Origin of the sequence: Corallococcus sp. AB045, assembly GCF_003668895.1 — a bacterium.
GTDB classification, from domain to species: domain Bacteria; phylum Myxococcota; class Myxococcia; order Myxococcales; family Myxococcaceae; genus Corallococcus; species Corallococcus coralloides.
In genome coordinates, this window is the sequence record NZ_RAWN01000022.1 from 11,713 (window position 1) to 28,381 (window position 16,669).

16 protein-coding genes are annotated in these 16,669 nt (G+C 69.6%); 5 read left to right on the forward strand and 11 right to left on the reverse strand.

Annotated features, from left to right (window positions below; all coding sequences use genetic code 11):
* Positions 1-2: 2 nt before the first annotated feature.
* Both D7Y21_RS07795 and D7Y21_RS07800 read right to left on the reverse strand, forming a co-directional pair.
* Entirely contained in the window at positions 3-1,382 is a 1,380-nt protein-coding gene (locus tag D7Y21_RS07795) for a hypothetical protein (RefSeq protein WP_147469214.1), read from the reverse strand.
* A gap of 87 nt (positions 1,383-1,469) precedes the next feature.
* Positions 1,470-1,877: a MarR family winged helix-turn-helix transcriptional regulator gene (locus D7Y21_RS07800; RefSeq protein ID WP_199735379.1), complete on the reverse strand. Its 408-nt coding sequence runs from the start codon at positions 1,875-1,877 to the stop codon at positions 1,470-1,472.
* 94 nt (positions 1,878-1,971) lie between these two features.
* Between D7Y21_RS07800 and D7Y21_RS07805 the strand changes: the two genes are divergently transcribed.
* Positions 1,972-3,057 (forward strand): aldo/keto reductase, encoded by a 1,086-nt coding sequence (locus D7Y21_RS07805; RefSeq protein ID WP_121712240.1) that lies wholly within the window; start codon positions 1,972-1,974, stop codon positions 3,055-3,057.
* A 6-nt stretch (positions 3,058-3,063) separates the two neighbouring features.
* On the opposite strand, the gene D7Y21_RS07810 is transcribed toward D7Y21_RS07805, so the two are convergent.
* Positions 3,064-3,984, reverse strand: coding sequence for a LysR family transcriptional regulator (locus D7Y21_RS07810; RefSeq protein ID WP_121712242.1), 921 nt, complete (start codon positions 3,982-3,984; stop codon positions 3,064-3,066).
* 93 nt (positions 3,985-4,077) lie between these two features.
* Here D7Y21_RS07810 and D7Y21_RS07815 point away from each other — a divergent pair, with 93 nt between their 5' ends.
* On the forward strand, positions 4,078-4,962 hold the full coding sequence (locus D7Y21_RS07815) for an NAD-dependent epimerase/dehydratase family protein (protein ID WP_121712244.1): 885 nt from the start codon (positions 4,078-4,080) through the stop codon (positions 4,960-4,962).
* Between the two features lie 66 nt (positions 4,963-5,028).
* On the opposite strand, the gene D7Y21_RS07820 is transcribed toward D7Y21_RS07815, so the two are convergent.
* Both D7Y21_RS07820 and D7Y21_RS07825 read right to left on the reverse strand, forming a co-directional pair.
* The gene (locus D7Y21_RS07820) at positions 5,029-6,579 is read right to left on the reverse strand and encodes a DUF1501 domain-containing protein (protein WP_121712246.1); all 1,551 of its coding nucleotides are present in this window, start codon (positions 6,577-6,579) and stop codon (positions 5,029-5,031) included.
* A gap of 5 nt (positions 6,580-6,584) precedes the next feature.
* Complete coding sequence (locus D7Y21_RS07825; RefSeq protein ID WP_121712248.1) at positions 6,585-8,267, reverse strand: DUF1800 family protein; 1,683 nt, start codon at positions 8,265-8,267, stop codon at positions 6,585-6,587.
* A 204-nt stretch (positions 8,268-8,471) separates the two neighbouring features.
* On the opposite strand from D7Y21_RS07825, the gene D7Y21_RS07830 reads away from it, so the two are divergent.
* Both D7Y21_RS07830 and D7Y21_RS07835 read left to right on the forward strand, forming a co-directional pair.
* A complete protein-coding gene (locus tag D7Y21_RS07830; protein WP_121712250.1) occupies positions 8,472-9,881 on the forward strand; it encodes a hypothetical protein in 1,410 nt (469 codons plus the stop codon).
* Positions 9,882-9,918: 37 nt separating this feature from the next.
* A complete protein-coding gene (locus D7Y21_RS07835) occupies positions 9,919-10,539 on the forward strand; it encodes a hypothetical protein (protein ID WP_121712252.1) in 621 nt (206 codons plus the stop codon).
* Here the strand turns inward: D7Y21_RS07835 and D7Y21_RS07840 are convergent.
* Positions 10,520-11,170 (reverse strand): hypothetical protein, encoded by a 651-nt coding sequence (locus D7Y21_RS07840; protein ID WP_233591647.1) that lies wholly within the window; start codon positions 11,168-11,170, stop codon positions 10,520-10,522. The two genes, D7Y21_RS07835 and D7Y21_RS07840, sit on opposite strands and share 20 nt — an antisense overlap.
* Between D7Y21_RS07840 and D7Y21_RS07845 the strand changes: the two genes are divergently transcribed.
* The gene (locus tag D7Y21_RS07845) at positions 11,169-11,903 is read left to right on the forward strand and encodes a hypothetical protein (protein ID WP_121712254.1); all 735 of its coding nucleotides are present in this window, start codon (positions 11,169-11,171) and stop codon (positions 11,901-11,903) included. The genes D7Y21_RS07840 and D7Y21_RS07845 overlap by 2 nt on opposite strands.
* A 9-nt stretch (positions 11,904-11,912) precedes the next feature.
* Here the strand turns inward: D7Y21_RS07845 and D7Y21_RS07850 are convergent, their stop codons facing one another.
* From D7Y21_RS07850 to D7Y21_RS07870, 5 genes are read right to left on the reverse strand one after another with little or no spacing between them, the layout of a single operon-like run.
* The gene (locus D7Y21_RS07850) at positions 11,913-12,113 is read right to left on the reverse strand and encodes a hypothetical protein (RefSeq protein ID WP_014395637.1); all 201 of its coding nucleotides are present in this window, start codon (positions 12,111-12,113) and stop codon (positions 11,913-11,915) included.
* Positions 12,110-12,967, reverse strand: coding sequence for a hypothetical protein (locus D7Y21_RS07855; RefSeq protein ID WP_121712256.1), 858 nt, complete (start codon positions 12,965-12,967; stop codon positions 12,110-12,112). The genes D7Y21_RS07850 and D7Y21_RS07855 overlap by 4 nt, the downstream gene beginning before the upstream one ends.
* The gene (locus tag D7Y21_RS07860) at positions 12,964-14,064 is read right to left on the reverse strand and encodes a pilus assembly protein (protein WP_233612016.1); all 1,101 of its coding nucleotides are present in this window, start codon (positions 14,062-14,064) and stop codon (positions 12,964-12,966) included. Before D7Y21_RS07860 ends, D7Y21_RS07855 begins: the two co-directional genes overlap by 4 nt.
* Complete coding sequence (locus D7Y21_RS07865; RefSeq protein ID WP_121712260.1) at positions 14,064-15,689, reverse strand: pilus assembly protein; 1,626 nt, start codon at positions 15,687-15,689, stop codon at positions 14,064-14,066. Before D7Y21_RS07865 ends, D7Y21_RS07860 begins: the two co-directional genes overlap by 1 nt.
* A gap of 36 nt (positions 15,690-15,725) precedes the next feature.
* A complete protein-coding gene (locus D7Y21_RS07870; RefSeq protein WP_120564319.1) occupies positions 15,726-16,547 on the reverse strand; it encodes a TadE family protein in 822 nt (273 codons plus the stop codon).
* Positions 16,548-16,669 lie beyond the last annotated feature (122 nt).

The window sequence follows — 16,669 nt, forward strand, 5'->3', positions numbered from 1 at the left end:
GCCTACCGCAGCCGGAACGACCCCTCGGAGATGATCAGCAGCTCCACTCCGGTGGTGGCCTTGGGGCCGAAGGCCGTCAGGGTGGCGGAGGCACCTCCGCGCACCGCGGCGTCATAGGTGGAGAAGGCACTGACCACCGCGTCCGAGAGCACCGTGGCGGACGCCTTTCCGGACTGTTCCAGCACCGTGCCCAGCGTGGCTTCGAGCGTCGCGCCCGCCTGCGCTCCCACGTGGACCGCCGAGTCGAAGGCGAGCTGGTTGCTGCTCGTCACCCCCAACTGAGCCCCCATCACAGACGTGCTGCCGCCGGTCGCGAGCTGGGTGTTGTAGTTCGCCCAGGCCGTGGCGGCGGCGCTGGCCGACGTGGCGGAAGAGAGGTTCGCGCGCAGCGACGTGGCGGCGGTGTTCGCCTGCTGCACTGTCAGGTCGGTGGCGCTCGCGCCCTGGAGCAGGGCCTTCACGGCGGCCTCGGTGACCCGGGCCTCCAGCGCGGCGGCGGCTCGCAATGACACGTCCGCGACCGCGATCCCTGCTCCCGAGGACAGCCGCGCATCCACAGCCATGCGATAGGCCACGCTGGCCTCGCGCTCCGCCTGCTGGTCCTGCGCGTCGTTCGCCTGGGGCGTGGCCGCGCGCACCGCCGCGAAGAACGTGTCGTAGGCCCCCGCCGCGGACTGTCCGCCGGCATCCAGCGCCGCGTCCAACTGCGCGGACGCATCCAACGACGCACTGAAGAGTTGCTCCTGCGTGACCGCCACGCCGGCCCGGGTGTACGCCTTGATCCGCGTCGCTTGCGCCGCGCGCACCGCCGCGGCGAGCGCCTCCACCGACTCGGTCGCCGTCTCCTTGAGCTGGCCCCGGACCGCCGCCGCCTGCTCCGCGTTCAGCCGCGCGCGCAGGTCCACCGTGTCCACGCTGTTCGCCGCGTCCCCGTCCCGCGCCATCTGGACGAAGACCTCCGCCTCCAGCGAGGACTCACTGGTGATGGGCGGCGCCGTGCGCACCTCCTGACCGGTTTGCGGCGTCGTGGAGTCCAGCACCGCGGAGCCCACCGTGACGCCCGCCCGGTTTACAGCTTCGATGATCAGCCGCTGCCCCGCGCCGTCCAGCTCCAGCATGTAGCTGCCATCCGCCTCGACGTCGGCCTCCGCCAGCGTGGTCAGGTCTCCGGACGCCACCACGCGGCTGATCCGCACCGTGGCCGCCGCCGAAACCGTCCCATCCCCGGCCAGCGCGGGCGCGCCGTCGGTGAGCCCCTGCGACTGCTGCCCGCCTCCGTTGGTGACGTGGCCCTGGACCTTCACCTTGTCGCCGCCACAGGCAGCGAGCATCCAGCACACCAGTGCACCCAGAACCACTTCACCCGCGCGACGCGTCTGCATGAATGGGGAACTCCCGGCCGGGCGAAAACCGCCTCGGCGTCATGGCCGGGATTACGCACCAGGGGATTGGCTGGATTCAAGCCGACGTCAGCTCAGCTTCTCGAGCAGGCTCCGGAGCTCGGCCTGCTCCGCCGCACTCAAGCGGCCGAGCCGCGCGCCGAACGCCTCCGACAGCATCGCGAGCCCCTTCGCCGTCACCTTGCGACCCGCCGGGGTGACCTGCAGCCGGTGCCGCCGCAGGTCCTCCGCGTCGATCTCCCGGCGCAGGAAGCCCGCCGCCTCCAGCCGCTTCACGTACACCGTGATGGTCGGCTTCGGCATGCTCAGGGTCGCCGCCAGCTCGGCCGGGTAGGGGTGCTCCTCCACCTGCGCCAGCACGAACAGCTCCTTCGTGTCCAACCCCAACCCGGAGATGTCGGGCGAGACCCCCGCGATGACCGACATCAACAGGTTGTAGTTCAGCGACCAGATCTTCGCCGGGTCGATTCTCGACATGGGCCCTTGCGCGGAAATTGGTACAAAATTAAATCAATTCAAGGCTGAACCAATTCGGCCTCCCTGAAACGGTAACACATCCCCTGGAGCCCCCATGCCTCTCGACCATTACGTCACGCTCGGCCGCTCCGGCCTGCGCGTGAGCCCGCTGTGCCTTGGTGCGATGACGTTCGGTGAAGACCTTGGCTGGGGCACCAGCGTGGAGGAGTCCCAGCACATCATCGACCGGTTCATCGAACTGGGCGGCAACTTCATCGACACCGCGAACTTCTACACGAAGAGCCATTCCGAGAAGATCATCGGTGACCACGTCGGCAAGCACGCTGCCCGGCGCGACCGCCTGGTCATCGCCACGAAGTTCAGCGGCAACCTCTACCCCGGCGACCCGAACGGGGGCGGCTCCGGCCGCAAGTCCATCATCTCTGCGTGCGAGAACTCGCTCCGCCGCCTGCAGACCGACTACATCGACCTCTACTGGCTGCACAACTGGGACAAGCACACGCCCATCGACGAGACGATGGCCGCGCTGGAGGACCTGGTCCGGGCCGGCAAGGTCCGCTACCTCGGCGTCTCCGACACGCCCGCGTGGAAGGTCGTCGAGGCCAACGTCACCGCGCGCTTCCGGGGCTGGTCGGCCTTCATCGGGTTGCAGATTGAATACTCGCTGCTCGAGCGCAGCGTGGAGCAGGAACTGGTCCCCATGGCCCTGGAGCACGGGCTGGGCATCACCCCCTGGTCGCCGCTCAAGAGCGGCGCGCTCAGCGGCAAGTACACGCGCAAGAACGCGGGCCAGCTGAAGGGAGACCGGGGCGCCTTCATCGAGCCCTACCTGAACGAGAAGACCTACACCGTCGTCGACGCGCTCGAGGCCATCGCTCGCGTGCATGAGAGCACTCCGGCGCGCGTGGCGCTGGCCTGGGTCATGGCGAAGCCGGGGGTGGGATCGACCATCATCGGCGCGCGGCGGATCGCGCAGCTCGAGGACAACCTGAAGGCCGCCGACGTGAAGCTCACGGCCGAGGAGCTGGGCCGGCTGGATGAGCTCACGAAGCCCACGTTCGGGTTCCCGCAGAGCATGGAGCCCATGTTCCCCTCCATCCACAACGGCGGGACGACGGTGAACGGCATCCAGATGCCGGCTTCCCCCTTCGGCGTGGAGAAGGGCGACAAGATCTACTGACCGCCGTCACCGCCGGGGCCGGGGCTTCGTGCCCGGCCTCGTCTCCTCGCGCGCGAACGCGTCCGCCACGAAGTCCACGAACACGCGGACGCGGGGCGACAGGTGCCGGCGCTCCGGATAGACGACGAACACGTCGGGCCCCGGCGAGTGCACCTCGCCGAGCACGGCCCGCAGCCGCCCGGAGGCCAGCGCCTGCGTGGCGACGAACTCCGGGATGCGCGCGATGCCCACGCCCTCCTGCGCCAACGTCAGCAGCGCTTCGTTGTTGTCGGACGCGAAGGGGCCGGGCACGTCCACCTCCTTGCCATCCAGTCGCCACGGGACGCGCTGGCCGCCGCGTAAGTAAGCCAGACACGCATGGCGCTGGAGGTCCGCCACCTTCCGGGGCGTGCCGTGCCGGCGCAGGTACGCGGGTGAGGCGCAGATGACGGCGCGAGACTCTCCCAGCCGCCGCCGCACGAGCCGCGTGTCCGCGCTCTCCCCCATGCGCAGCCCCACGTCCACGCGCTCCTCCACCAGGTCGATGAAGCGGTCCGTGAGTCCCAGCGCGCACTGAATCTGGGGATACGCGGCGAGGAACGCCGGCAGCCGTGGCACCAGCCAGTGACGGCCCAGGTCCATGGGCGCGGTGACGTGCAGCGGACCGCGAGGACCCTTCGACTCGCGCAGCTCTCCTTGCGCCGCCTCCAGCTCCGCCACGATGCGCTGGCCCCGCTCGAAGAGCGACAGCCCCTCCGGTGTCGGCTGGAGCCGCCGCGTGCCGCGCTGGAGGAGCAGCACCCCCAACCGGCCCTCCAGGCGGGCCACCGTCTTGCTGACCGCGGAAGGGGACACGCCGAGCGCCCGGGCCGCCGCGCTGAAGCTGCCCGTTTCGAGCGTGCGCACGAAGGCGCCCAAACCGGCGAGCGGCTCCTGGATGAGGGTCATTCAAGAACTCTAGGAACAGGACATGTGCCCGGCAAGCCACTACCCGTCCATGGGGGAACAGTGCAGGTTTCCTCCCATTCACGGGAGCGGACCATGAAAGTCTTCGTGTTGGGCGCGACGGGGTACATCGGCGGGTCGGTGGCGGCGCGGTTGATGGCGGCGGGGCACCAGGTGGTGGGCACCGCCCGGACGCAGGACAAGGCGCGGGAGCTGGAGGCACGCGGCATCCAGGCGACGGTCGCTTCGTTCGACGACCTGGACGCGCTCGCGCGGCTGGCGAAGGAAGCCGACGCGGTCATCAACGCGGCGTCCGCGGACGAGCGCAAGGTGGTGGAGGCGCTGCTCGCCGCGCTGAAGGGCTCCGGCAAGCACTTCATCCACACCAGCGGCTCCAGCATCGTCGCCACCGACGCGGGCGGCGAGCTGACCCCGGGCGTGCACGACGAGGACACGCCCATCGAGCCCGTCCCGGAGAAGGTGGCGCGCATCTCGCTGGACAAGACGGTGCTGGACGCCGCGAAGGACGGCATCCACTCGAACGTCATCTGCCCGTGCCTCATCTACGGCAAGGGCCTGGGCCTGAACCCGGACAGCGTGCAGCTGCCGCCGCTCATCCGGTACGCGCGCGAGTCGGGCACGGCGCGCTACATCGGGAAGGGCGAGAACGTCTGGTCCAACGTGCACATCGAGGACCTGGCGGACCTGTACCTCCTGGTGCTGGAGCGCGCGCCGGCCGGGACGTTCTTCTTCGCGGAGAACGGCGAGGCGAACTTCCGCGACGTGGTGACGGCCATCGGCAAGAGCCTCCACCTGCCCGTGGGCAGCATGCCGCTGGCGGAAGGGGAGAAGCGCTGGGGCGTGGAGCTGGGACGGCTGGCGCTCGCGTCCAACAGCCGTATCCGCGCGAAGCGGGCTCGCGCGCTGGGCTGGAAGCCGCACCGGCCCTCCGTGTTCGACGTGCTCGCGGAGCTGAAGTAGCCGCGCGCCCTCGAAGTAGGCCGCGAGCCCGGCAAGGCTCGCGGCCTGCTCACGTTCATGCCGGCGTCAGTCCGCCAGCATGAAGCCCACCTTGGCCTTGCGCGCCTGCGCCGGGAAGTTGCGCGCCACCGCGTCCGCCAGGTAGCCGGTGAGGTTGGGGAACACGTAGTCGCGCTCGGCGGCGGTGTTCAGCCCCAGCCACGAGGCAATCGTCCAGCCGTACTGCTCCACCGAGAGCGTGGGGATCCACCGGCCCCGCTCGTCCGTGGAGCCATCCAGTGAGCCGGTCAGGTCCAGGCTGGGAAAGGTGCCGTAGAACGCCCCTCCCGCCACGCGGTTGCCCAGGACGATGGCGTGACCGCCCCAGGCGTGGTCCGTGCCGCTGTCGCCGTTCTCCAGCAGCGTCCGGTTGAAGTCGCTCATGGTGAAGAGCGTGGCCTGCGGCGCGTTGGAGCCGAACACGGCGGTCTGCGTCTCCAGCAGCGTCATCGACTTCTGGAAGGCGTCCAGCGCGAAGTCCAGCTGCTCGAAGAGCTTCGGCTGATCCACGTCCTCGTCGTGATGCGTGTCGAAGGAGCCGAAGCCCACGGAGAACACCTGGCGCTTGAGGCCCAGGCCGCCCTTGTCCACCGGCATGGCGCCCGCCACCAGGTCGCGCACCACCTGGTAGAGCTGCGTGTGCAGCGTCCACTTCGCGGTGTCCTCCGGCGGCAGTGAGGGCTCGAAGTAGTGATCGATGGTCAGGCGGGTGACCTCGGGCAGCTGTGCCCACGCCGCTTCGCGCGCGGCGGCGCGGGCGGAGGAGAAGCCCTGCGCCGTGGTGAACACACCCGCGTAGGCCGTCTCCAGCACGTTGCCGTCCTGCACTGGCATCACGTCCGCCAGCGCCGACTGCTGGAGCTGGTCGAAGTCCGACGGCGGCGTGTTGACGGTGCGGAACGCGAGCGTGCCGTCCGGGGCCACCACCATGGGCTTGCGCTCCACGCCCGCGCAGAAGCGCGGCTTGCCACCGAACGACGTCACCTCCGGGTAGTCCGGCGGCGTGCTGGAGTTGAGGACGTGCAGCTTGTCCGCCGCGCGGCCGCCCCAGCCCGTGACCTTGATGTCGGAGGTGACGGTGCTGGAGCCGGGGTTGGCCAGCGCGCTCGCCCATGCGTCCTGCTGGTCGCTGTGGGAGAAGAGGTTCTCCGTCACGGCGGGGCCGCCGGCCAGGTAGTCCGCCTTGGTCAGCGGGAGCACCATCGGGCCCACGTTGCACACGAACGCGGCGCGGCCCGACTGGAAGTGCGCGCGCAGCTTCGAAAGCGTCCTGGGCATGCCGAAGGGGGTGGAGGGCAGGTTCGAGGGGCTGATGAGGTCCAGTTGGTCCGTCTTCAGGCCGACGGTGGGACGTGCATCCAGGTACGCCGCGTAGGCGTTGGTCTCCACCGGAACGATGAGGTTGTTGCTGTCGTTGCCTCCCAGCAGGAAGACGCAGACGGCCACGCGGCTGCCGGCGTAGCCGTTGAGGGTGGCCGCTTGGGCGTTGCCCACCCAGCGGGGAAGGGCGGCCGCGGCGGCCAGGAAGCCCAGGCCCTGCGTGGCGCGCCGGAGGAACTGGCGACGGGTCGTGGTCATGGGGTTCACCGCTGGACCTGGAAGGAGGGGGAGAGGAACGTCAGGTAGAGCGCCAGCTTCTTCTTGCGGATGAGCGAGTTCGCCCGGCTGTCACCCATGGCCGTCAGCAGCTTCTGCTCCAGCTCTGGCGCCATCGTGCCGTGCAGCCAGTAGCGGCCCAGGTACGCGACCAGGTCCGTGTTGGTGGACGGCAGCAGGTCGTAGTCCACGGTGATGCCCGCGTTGGCGGCGCTGTTGGTGTAGAGGAACTCGTGCAGGAAGTTGGCGCGCGCCGTGAGGGTGGCCGTGTCCAGGATGGCGAACTCGGGCCCCACGAGGCCGTCCGCGCCCGGCAGCGGTGCGTTGGGCGGGTAGTAGCTGAACACGGAGGGCGAGCGCGGCACCCACTGGTTCATCGACTTGCTCCAGTTGCTGAGCTTCAGGCCCGGGTCCTTGGTGGCCGTGTCCAGCGTGGGATCCAACCAGCGGACGACATGGGTGACGAACAGCGCGGGCGAGCGCAGGTGGCCGTAGCCGGGCCGCAGCGCCACGGGCGGCTGGGCGCCGCGCGCCTCGGTGTCCTCCAGGATGGCGCGCACCACCGCCTGGAGGTTGCCGCGCGTGCCGGTGCCGTCGTTCTTGAAGACGTTGGCCACGCGCCGGACGTAGTTGGGCGTCGGGTTGCTCGTGACCAGGTGCTGGATGAGCTGCTTGCTGATGAAGGGCGGGACGTTGGCGTCGTTGAAGACGTTGTTCAGCGCCTGCGTCAGGTGCGTGGTGATGTCCCCGCCCTCCGTGGTGGAGACGCCCCGCAGGAGCACCTGACGGCTCTTGTCGTGGTTGTTGTCGCAGGGCATCAGCGGGTTCTTGTAGTCGGGCGTATTGCCGGCGGCGCCCTTGGCCGGACACGCCGTGGCGTTCCAGGTCCAGCCGGACAGGGCGTGCGCGAAGGCCTTCACCTGGTCCTCGCTGTACGCGCGCTGCCGGTTGCCGTTGGTGTCCAGCAGCGCGGTGCCGTCGTTGTTCAGCTTGTCCGTGCCCAGCGTGAAGAGCTGGAGCATCTCCCGCGCGTAGTTCTCGTTCGGGTCAATGGGGTTGCCGTACTTGTCGAACGCGCGGTTGTTCGCCATGTCCAGGTAGCGGCCCATGGCGGGGTTCTTCGTCACCTCCTCCAGCAGCGTGCGGAAGTTGCCGAAGGCGTGCTGCGACAGCAGGTTCATGTACCCCGCGAGCGCCACCTTGGAGTCCGGGTATGGCGTCCGGGTGGACTCCGGGATGCCGTTCTGGGAGACGACGAAGATCTGGCTGAGCGCGAACGCCACGCGCTGGCGCAGCTGATCCTCTCCCGTCACCGCGCGCTGGAAGAACTGCGAGCCCAGGTCCTGGGCGCTCTCGCCGTCATAGGGCGTGGCGGGCTGGAGCGCGAACTGCTCCGTGAGCGACTGGGTGATGCCCACGGACATCACGCGCTCCACGGTGCCCACCGGCGCGGGCGCCACGCCGCGCGCCAGCTTGGGGCCGAAGGAGGACTGCTCCAGGAAGCGGATGCTGTTCGCCTCGCCAGGCGTCTCCAGGGACTCCGCGGCCTGTTCGGCCCGGCCCAGGACTTCCTGCTGTTCGGGGGGAGGGGACTCTGTTGCGGAAGGACCGTCGGCCTGTGTGCAGGACGTGGCGCACAGGGCGAGGGCCAGGGCGGCGCGACGAAGCATCCGGTACCTCCTGGGGACTGCGGGGGGGATCGACCCCGGAACGCCGGGGCCGCGACGTCACGAAAGATTCTAAGAGATATGTTAATTCGTCGAAAGCGGCTTTTTCTGGTAGTGCCGGAACCATGGGATGCCGGAGGTTTCTTCGCGCCCGGATGCGGGGCGCGGGCCGTATGTCTGGCGACCCCGTCTTCCAGCGAGCCCGTGATGCCACCCGTCCCACCCTGGTCCTGGTTCTCCGTGCTGTTCCTGGGGGCGCTCTGCGCCTGCGGCACGCCTGTCCCCGCGCCGGTCCCTCCCGAGGACACGCCGCCCCTGAGTGAGCAGATGGATCCCGCCCTGGCCGCGCGCCTCCAGGTTGCGCGCGAGGCCGTGCTGGCGGACACGTGCTTCCGGGAGCGGCCGGACGGGGACGGGTGTGAGTGGGGAGAATTCCCCTTCGACCCTGGCGCGTTCGCGATGAGCCACGACAGCGGCGAGGCCATCCTCGTCATCGACGACTTCCCCACGTTGCCGCTGCGGACGCTGCGCTACCAGAACCGCCTCCGGGGGTATTTCCGGGTGGACGGGCAGGGACGGCTGGCGCCGGCTTCCTTCTCCTGGCGGGTTCCCGTCACGCTCTACCGGGTGCTCCAGTCGTTCGCGACGCCGGACTGCCTCCCCGCGGAGCAGCTGCGCTCCCTGGAGTCGCTGCTCTCGGAGACGTACCCCGACCAGGCCAACGACAGCGCGGGCCATGGCAGCTTCGTGTTCTCGGTGCTGGTGGAGACCAACCCGCACCAGTCCCTGGTCCTGCTGGACACGTTGCGCTTCCAGACCTTCGCGGCCGAGGAGTTCTGCGACGCCTCCGGGACACCCGCGTCCTTCGAGCGCCTCCGGGCGAAGGCCTCGGTCGTCGCGGACGGGCTGCGCGGCCTGATGGCGGAGCACGGCGTGCGCTACGTCAACCTGAGCTCGGGCGTGACGCTGGCCTCGGTGCGTGAGGACTGGATGGCGTCCTGCCAGGGGCCCCTTCCCGGTGACGACGTGCTGCGCGGAAAGCTGGAGGCCTATACGCCCATCTACGCGGCGCTCTTCAACACGCCGGGCGTCTTCACGGCCCAGTCCGCCATCGATGCCGTCAGTCCGGTGGAGAATCCCTTCGACTTCCCGTCGGAGGCCTTCCCCAACCGGCTGCGGGTGGGGTTCATCACGGTGCTCGAGTCCGGGCTGGACGCGGAGGGCCGGGGGGCGCATGCGTCACTCGGCGGCTGGCCGGCGCGGGCCAACGTGGACCTGTATGTGAATACGGGCGTGCTGCCCCAGCGGCCCTTCGAACACAACCGGACGCCGCTGCTCCAGGCGGATGCCTTTGGCGTGGACATCCTGCCCATCACCCGGGCCACCACGTCCTGGGTCACGCCCCTGGCCCTCTCCCGGTTCATCCACGCGCGGTCCGCGCACTTCGCGGGGCAGGAGCTGTCGGACGCGTTGATCCGCCAGGTGATGGAACGGATGAGGCCGCCGCGTTGCGCGGACCTGCCCGGGGGCGTCTGCATCTACCAGGACCCGCTGCTGCACGGGCAGACGGAGGCGGTCCGGCTCAACTACCGCCGGCGGGAGTACACCGCGCCCTGAGTGCTCCCGGCGGGGCACGATGGTGTAGGAAGGCCTCGTGACGCCTCAAAGCCTCCCCACGCGCCCCGTCTCCACGGCCGCCTTCCATGGCGTGTCGCTGGCCTTCTTCACGGGCTGCGCCGCGTGGCTCGTGCGCGAGTCGCGGGAGCTGGGAGGCCGTCCCGGGATGATGGCGCTGGGCGTGGCGGTGGCCTCGGCGGGACTGGCGCTCGTGGCGCTGGGCGCGCTCGTGGCGCTGCTGCGTAGCGGAAGACTCCTGGCGCTGCGCTCGCGCGCGGAGATGGGCACCTATGCGCTGGTGCTCGCGACCATGGCCGTGCTGGCGCTGGTGGGCCTGCGGCTCTTCTCCTCGGAGGGACGGCCCGCGCTCGCCACGTTCTGTCTGGGCGTCGCCGGGTGGCTCGCGGGAGTGGGGCTGCATGGCGTGCCCGCGCTGTTCCTGGGCCCCACGGGCTTCATCGATTCGCTGGGGCGGCGCACGCCGTTCTCCCGGCTGGAGTGGTTCTCGTTCCAGCGGGAGACGGGGGACCTGCCCCGCGTGCGCCTCCAGGCGGGGCACGGGACGCGGCTGCTCCTGGCCGCGCGGCTCGCGAGCTCGGACGAGGACGCGGTGCGGACCGCGCTCGTCGGAGCGGGCCTTACTTCCCGGCGGCGGTAGCGTCCTTCCACGGGTCTCCGCCCACGCCGAAGGCCTCCAACCGGAAGGACTGCGTGCCGGAGACGCTCACCAGGCCCAGCACCGGGACGCTGGGGGACCACTGGGCGATGATGCCTCCGGCGTACGAGTACTCCGACACCGCCAGCTTCTTGCCGGCGATCGTCTCCGTCGTCTCCCGAAGCGGGTGGGGTCTCCGGTCGGCGCCCGGTTGGTTGAACGGCGCGGGCCTGTCTTTCGGCGGACGGCCGGGCACGCGCAGGCGCATGAGCAGCACGCTCTTCGCGCTGAAGCGCTCGCCCTCCACCAGGAAGTCGAAGCCCACGCGTCCGGCGGCGGGCACGTCGAGCTCGATGACGACCCACCGGCCGCGCTTGCCCTCGTGGCGTCCCGGACCGCCCAGCTTGATCACGAACTGCGGGGGCCCGTCCGGCGACATGTTCACGTAGCGCGCCCAGCCACCTTCACGCACGACGAGCGGCAGGCCGAACAACGCATCCGGCGCGCTGTCCTGCGCCCGGGCGGGCAGGGCCCCCAGGCCCACGAGCAGCAACGCGAGCAGCGTCAGGAACCGTCCCACGCGTCCCCCGGACTTGTCCGGCGCTGAGCCCCGGACCGATAGTGCTGTTCCCATGCGCCGCCTCCTGTGTCCCGTGTGCACCGCAGTGCTGCTCTCCGCCACATCGGCCATGTCCGCCGCGCCCGACGCGGGCCTCGCTCCCGCCACGACGGTGGCCCCATCCGACGCGGGGACACCCGCCCCCGCGGATCCGCCCATCGCCCCCGACCGCCTCGCGGAGGCGCGCGCCCTGGTGCCGCCCCTGCTGCTCTACGGCCAGCTCCAGCCCGTCGTGGGCACGTGGGTGGAATACACCGTCCGTTCGAAGCAGGTCACCTTCCCCGTGCGCGCCGCCGTCGTGGGAGAGACACCGCGCGAGCGCGACACGCTCTACCAGGTGGAGCTGGACTACCAGACGGCGCCCCGCGTCCTCATCATCGCCTGGGTGGCTCGCGCCGGTACCGGCCGCGCCGTGGTGGAGCGGCTGGCCATCACCGTGCCGCCCAGCACCCCCGTCGCCATCCCGGTGGACCTCCTCGCGGACCACGCCGCGCTCCGGGGTGCGCCCGTCCGTCAGCGCGACGTCGACCTGAGCGCCGGCCCCTTCGCCGGCAAGGGCCGCGAACAGACCTTCCGCCTGGAATCCGGCCAACAGATGACGGTGGTGACGGCCGCCACGGTGCCGGTGTTCGGCGTGGAGTCCCTGCGCGACGCGGAGGTCACCTGGACGGCGCGGAAGAGCGGCACCGGGGCCCGGCCCACGCTGGACTCCGTGCCCCTGTCGCTGCCCCGGCTGCCCGTGCCCTGACCCGAGCCTTCAGCCGAACGGGTAGCCCAGCACGCAGTAGAAGCCGCGGATGTAGATGGTGAGCGCCGCGAACATCTCCGGCGCGAACGTGGTGATGGCGCCAACGCCGAACATGAACGCCATCAGCAGCACCGTGAACTCCGCCATGGCCTGTCCCCGCGAGCGGGAACGCCGCATCCACCGGTAGCCACGCGACAACCAGCCATTCATCGATTCGACTCCTGGGGAAGGGGGGCACGCTCGAGCACGAACGTGATGAGGGATTCGGGCGGACCGTCCTTGTCGAGCGGCGCCAGCGTCAGCGACAGCCGCTCACCGGGGCGCTCGAAGTCGAGCACCTCCACGCCGCGCGCGAGGCGCCGGTCCGAAGGCGTGTAGCCTTTGGCGGGCAGCTGCGCCCGGTAGAACTCCGCGAGCATCTGGGGCGTGCCGTGCGCCACCTGCGTGAGCGTGGTGCTGCCCGAGCCCAGGCCTTCGTTGCCTTCGTCCACGCGCAGCACCGTCACCGCGCCCGGAGGCTGCGGCAGCGACGCGGGCGCCGTGCCCTGCAGGTGGATGCCCTCGCGCGCCTCCACCAATGAGGGGAACACGAGCGTGCGCGTCGTGGCGCCACCCACGCGGATGGTGGTGACGGCCACCAGCGCGCCCAGCCGCTCGTCGTAGTAGTTCACGGAGCCGCCCCCCGCGCCGTCGTCCTGCGTGACGATGTGGCGGCCCCGCAGCCGGAACTCCCGCGCGTAGAACTCCAGCACCTCGCCCGGCGGGTGGTCCGTTTCGAAGTAGAGCATCTCCATGGGGCTGCCGTTGGTCACCAGCCGGCCCATGGGCACCATCACCGCGCCGGGAAAGGGCGGGATGACCCGCGTCACCCGGCCCACGCCAGCATCCGGAAACGGCGGCGCCGGAGGCAGGGCGACCTGGGGCGTGGTGGGTGGCTTCGCCGGGGCCTCCGTCGACGGGGCCGGCGGGTCCTTCAGCAGCGCGGCGGTGGCCACGAGCGCGAGCAACCCGCCCAGGCCCAGCCAGCGCGTGAGCGCGCCCGTGTGGTCCGTCAGCCCGCTCATGGGATGCAGGCGTCGCTGTTGTAGTGGAAGTACGCCGCCGCCGCCGTCGTGGACTGCGTGTAGACGGACTCCGGCTGGTTGGAAATGGTCGCGCCCTGGAAGAAGTTCCCCCGGCACCGGTAGGAGCGCATGGGCCAGTTGTCGCCCCGGCCTCCGGAGTTGGAGAGGCCGCGCTTCGTGCGGATGGCGTTGGGCTCGCAGTTGCCGTAGCAGTAGCTGGTGTCGTTGCGCCAGTAGGCGGCCTGGAGCACGTCGCCGGGCACCGTGCGCGTCGGCCGGACCGCGTTGAAGCGGCCCGCGTCCGGCACCGCGCGGATGACCACGGACTGGCGGATGTATTCGTCGGAGAAGGGGAAATCGAGCCCCAGCACGGACAGCACCGCCGAGATGGAGTTCATCGCCCCGCCGCTGACGCCCGCGTAGACGATCTGGCTGGAGCGGTCATGTGTGAGCTGCTCCACGCGCGGATACGTCTGCGACGGAGCGTCGCCCGGCCCCCACGCCTTCCACGTGTCGTGGAAGAGGTAGAAGTGCTCCTGGAAGTTCAGGTCCAGCTGGTTGCCGTCGAAGCCCGTCGTGTAGAGGGCGACCTCGCGGGGGATGATGTGGTTGACCAGCCGGACCTGCACGTCCGCCTGGACCGCACCGACGCTGGGGTCGAAGCCCATGTCCTGGACCAGCTGCTCCGGCGAGCCGCCCAGCGCGCCAATGGCCGCGCCCGCCAGTCCACCCACGCCGGCCTGCCCACCCATCTTGGACATCTCCACGCCTTCGAGCGGCGCGTCCGCGTTCTGGGCCTGCACCTGAATGGTGATGCCGTTGCGGTAGGCCGTGCCCAGGTTTCCCGTCTTGGTGGAGCCGTCCAGGTCCTGGTAGCGCTGCCGCGCCTCCGCCGCGATGGTGGAGACGTCCTGGCGCATGGTGCGCTCGAAGGCGACGAAGCGCGCCATCTCCGCCATCTTGATGCGCGCGCGCTGCACCTCCCAGAAGTAGTTTGCCCAGAGGACGAGCACGACGAGCAGCGGCGCCAGCAGCGCCAGCTCCACCGTGGCCGCTCCCCGCGAAACGCGGCGGACGTGAAGGGGACGAGGGCGCATCAGTAGTTGATGCCTTGAATGAGCCATTCGCTGTCCTCCCATGCGGGCACCAGCCACTTGAGGTGATCCGCGTCCCAGTGCGTCTGCACGGGCGCCAGGCGCGCGGTCCAGAGCGGGTTGAAGAAGTTGGGCTCCTCCTTCCACGCGTTGGGGCGGTGGTAGATGGCGCGGCCCACCGCCATGGCCATCATGCCGCCCGTGCGCTGGCGGAAGTCCGCCGCGTAGCCGTCCTGCTTGCCGCCCACGTACTCCCAGGTCATGTCCAGGTACGACTCGCGGATGCCCTCGTCGTTGTTCTCCGCGGTGTTGTACTTGCCGTCGCCGCTGCCCTCCATGAACGCGTTGTTCTTCAGGTTCTCCAGCTCGTAGACGGGCTTGTTGCCGCTGCGCTCCGCGCCCATGTCCTTGCCCAGGACGATGAGGTTGCACGGGTAGCCGAAGTGGTTCTGCCGCGGGCTGACGAAGCTGGTGTCGGACGTGATGAACGGCGTGATGCCCAGCCACGGGTGGTGGTCATCCGTCTTGTTGGAGCCGTATTCCTGGTGGAAGCCGCCCCGGTTGTCCGCCGCCGCCCGGAAGCGCAGCCGGAAGACGTCGCTCCAGCCGAACAGGAAGCAGGTGGGGCGCACCTCGATGCGGATGTCGTCCGACGCGAAGAGCTGATCCTTGCGGTTGTTCTCGAAGTTCTCGTCGAAGCTCTTGATCTGACTGTCCGCCGTCTTGCGGATGCGCAGCTCGCCAATGCCGACGCACAGCCGGAACTCCCACCTGCGCCCGATGAGGATGGGCCCCTGGCCCTCGGCCGTCCACGGCCGGCGCACGCCGTTGGCCAGGTTGCCCATCAGCAGGCGGTACTTGGCCATGTTCGGATCCGACAGCTTGTTGCCCGTCACCAGCTTCCCGCGCGTGAGCATGCCGGTGGGGTCCACGCCCATGGTGGGACTGCTGCTGAAGGGGCCGTCGTCCAGGACGTGCAGGAAGTTCTTGGCGTTGGAGTAGTTGATGTCGCTCGGGTTGCCGAACAGCGAGGACACGGACGCGTTGTTGAAGGACTGCCCGGAGTCCATGTCCTCGGTGACGTCCGCCCGGGGGTCGGTCTTCCTGATGACGTCCCCGTGCCCCTTCGTGGTGTAGAGGTCGAAGAGGGTGCCCGTGAGCATGGCCTCCTGGGCCAGCCACAGCGCGATGTTGAGCGCTGTAATCACCGGGATGAGCAGTCGTGAGACGGTCTCCACCGTCACCTTCCAGGCTTTTATCGCCGTGGACACGGCCGTGAAGACGGCGCCGATTCCGGGGATGTATTGCAGGTACTTGGCCGCGACGCCGATGGTGCGGTCCAGGTACACCGCGTGGCTCACGTAGGACATCAGCGTGAGCATCGCGGAGTAGTGCACGATCATCGCGCGGTTGGTGTACGCGAGGAAGTTGTAGGCCCGCGCCTCCTTCACCGCCAGCGAGTACGCCTGCGCGTCCGCGGCGTCCTGCAGCTTGATCTTCTCGTAGACGCCCTGGCCAATGCCTACCGACGTCATGATGGTGACGGCCAGCACCAGCATGACCACCACCCCAAGCACCATGGCCTGCCCGCGCTCGTCGCGCCGCAGTCTTCGCAGTATCCGGAACATCCGAGGGGGTCCTTCTGGCCAGCGCCGGGGGAGGCGCTAGCCGTCCACGGCGCACGAGGTGGGGCCATGCGCGCCGTTGAGGAAGTTGGACTGCATTCGCATCGAATAGGTGGCCACGACGGGGATGGCGAAGACGTTGCTGTCGGCGAGCGTGCGGATCTTCTTGTGGTCGTTGCTCTGGCCCGCGCCCTGGTCCTCCAGGTGGTCCGTGAGGCTGCCGCCGTTCACCTTCTGGGTGGTGAAGTTGACGCCCCGCATGGCCAGGCCGTTGAGCGCCTCGCGGCCCATGTAGAAGGCGTGCAGCTGCCAGTTCGCGAACGGGATGCGCATCTCGTAGAAGTACGTGATGCGCACCGTGAGGAGGTTGGCCTCGATGACCTGCGCGTTGCGGATGTCGTCGAAGTCCACCTCCAGGCCCGACAGGTGCGAGCCATAGGAGGAGAAGAGGGTGGGCAGCTGGCTGCGCCGGGGGTTGAGCACCTCCACCCGCACGCGCTCCAGGTTCACCTGCTGGTAGCGCTGGTTCTGGTCCGCGAGCTTCTCGTCCGTGTACGCGTCATGGACCAGCGCCACGTTGATGAGCGTGTCCACGCGGCCCTTGCCGCCGGACTTGGGAGGACCCAGGGTGGGCAGCAGCGCCACGTAGGCGGCATTCTTCATGATCTCGCAGTCGCCGCTGTTGACGATGCCCGCGCGCGCTGCCCGGTACGCCGCGTACTCCGTCATCAGCCGCGCATGGTGGAGCGTGCCCAGCTGGAGGATGCCCAGGATGAGGAACACCATCACCGGGATGACCAGCGCGGACTCCACGACCGCCTGACCCGACTCACCGGGATGGGTTGAATGGGACCTTTTCATGGGACGTCCAATGTTCACACAGCGTGTTGCCGGGATGCCAGTTGGCGGCCCCTGGGTCGCCCGCCAGCCTCCCCCATGAAACAAGGGCCATCCAATACAAGACGTAAAAAGACGGTATCGGG

Excerpts from the sequence above, each read along its gene's own strand:
- D7Y21_RS07825 (WP_121712248.1), bottom strand. The coding sequence starts at position 8,267 with ATGCTTCGTCGCGCCGCCCTGGCCCTCGCCCTGTGCGCCACGTCCTGC.
- D7Y21_RS07815 (WP_121712244.1), top strand. The coding sequence starts at position 4,078 with ATGAAAGTCTTCGTGTTGGGCGCGACGGGGTACATCGGCGGGTCGGTG.
- D7Y21_RS07855 (WP_121712256.1), bottom strand. The coding sequence starts at position 12,967 with ATGAGCGGGCTGACGGACCACACGGGCGCGCTCACGCGCTGGCTGGGC.
- D7Y21_RS07860 (WP_233612016.1), bottom strand. The coding sequence starts at position 14,064 with ATGCGCCCTCGTCCCCTTCACGTCCGCCGCGTTTCGCGGGGAGCGGCC.
- D7Y21_RS07870 (WP_120564319.1), bottom strand. The coding sequence starts at position 16,547 with ATGAAAAGGTCCCATTCAACCCATCCCGGTGAGTCGGGTCAGGCGGTC.
- D7Y21_RS07795 (WP_147469214.1), bottom strand. The coding sequence starts at position 1,382 with ATGCAGACGCGTCGCGCGGGTGAAGTGGTTCTGGGTGCACTGGTGTGC.
- D7Y21_RS07800 (WP_199735379.1), bottom strand. The coding sequence starts at position 1,877 with ATGTCGAGAATCGACCCGGCGAAGATCTGGTCGCTGAACTACAACCTG.
- D7Y21_RS07850 (WP_014395637.1), bottom strand. The coding sequence starts at position 12,113 with ATGAATGGCTGGTTGTCGCGTGGCTACCGGTGGATGCGGCGTTCCCGC.
- D7Y21_RS07820 (WP_121712246.1), bottom strand. The coding sequence starts at position 6,579 with ATGACCACGACCCGTCGCCAGTTCCTCCGGCGCGCCACGCAGGGCCTG.
- D7Y21_RS07840 (WP_233591647.1), bottom strand. The coding sequence starts at position 11,170 with ATGGGAACAGCACTATCGGTCCGGGGCTCAGCGCCGGACAAGTCCGGG.
- D7Y21_RS07845 (WP_121712254.1), top strand. The coding sequence starts at position 11,169 with ATGCGCCGCCTCCTGTGTCCCGTGTGCACCGCAGTGCTGCTCTCCGCC.
- D7Y21_RS07865 (WP_121712260.1), bottom strand. The coding sequence starts at position 15,689 with ATGTTCCGGATACTGCGAAGACTGCGGCGCGACGAGCGCGGGCAGGCC.
- D7Y21_RS07830 (WP_121712250.1), top strand. The coding sequence starts at position 8,472 with ATGCCACCCGTCCCACCCTGGTCCTGGTTCTCCGTGCTGTTCCTGGGG.
- D7Y21_RS07810 (WP_121712242.1), bottom strand. The coding sequence starts at position 3,984 with ATGACCCTCATCCAGGAGCCGCTCGCCGGTTTGGGCGCCTTCGTGCGC.
- D7Y21_RS07805 (WP_121712240.1), top strand. The coding sequence starts at position 1,972 with ATGCCTCTCGACCATTACGTCACGCTCGGCCGCTCCGGCCTGCGCGTG.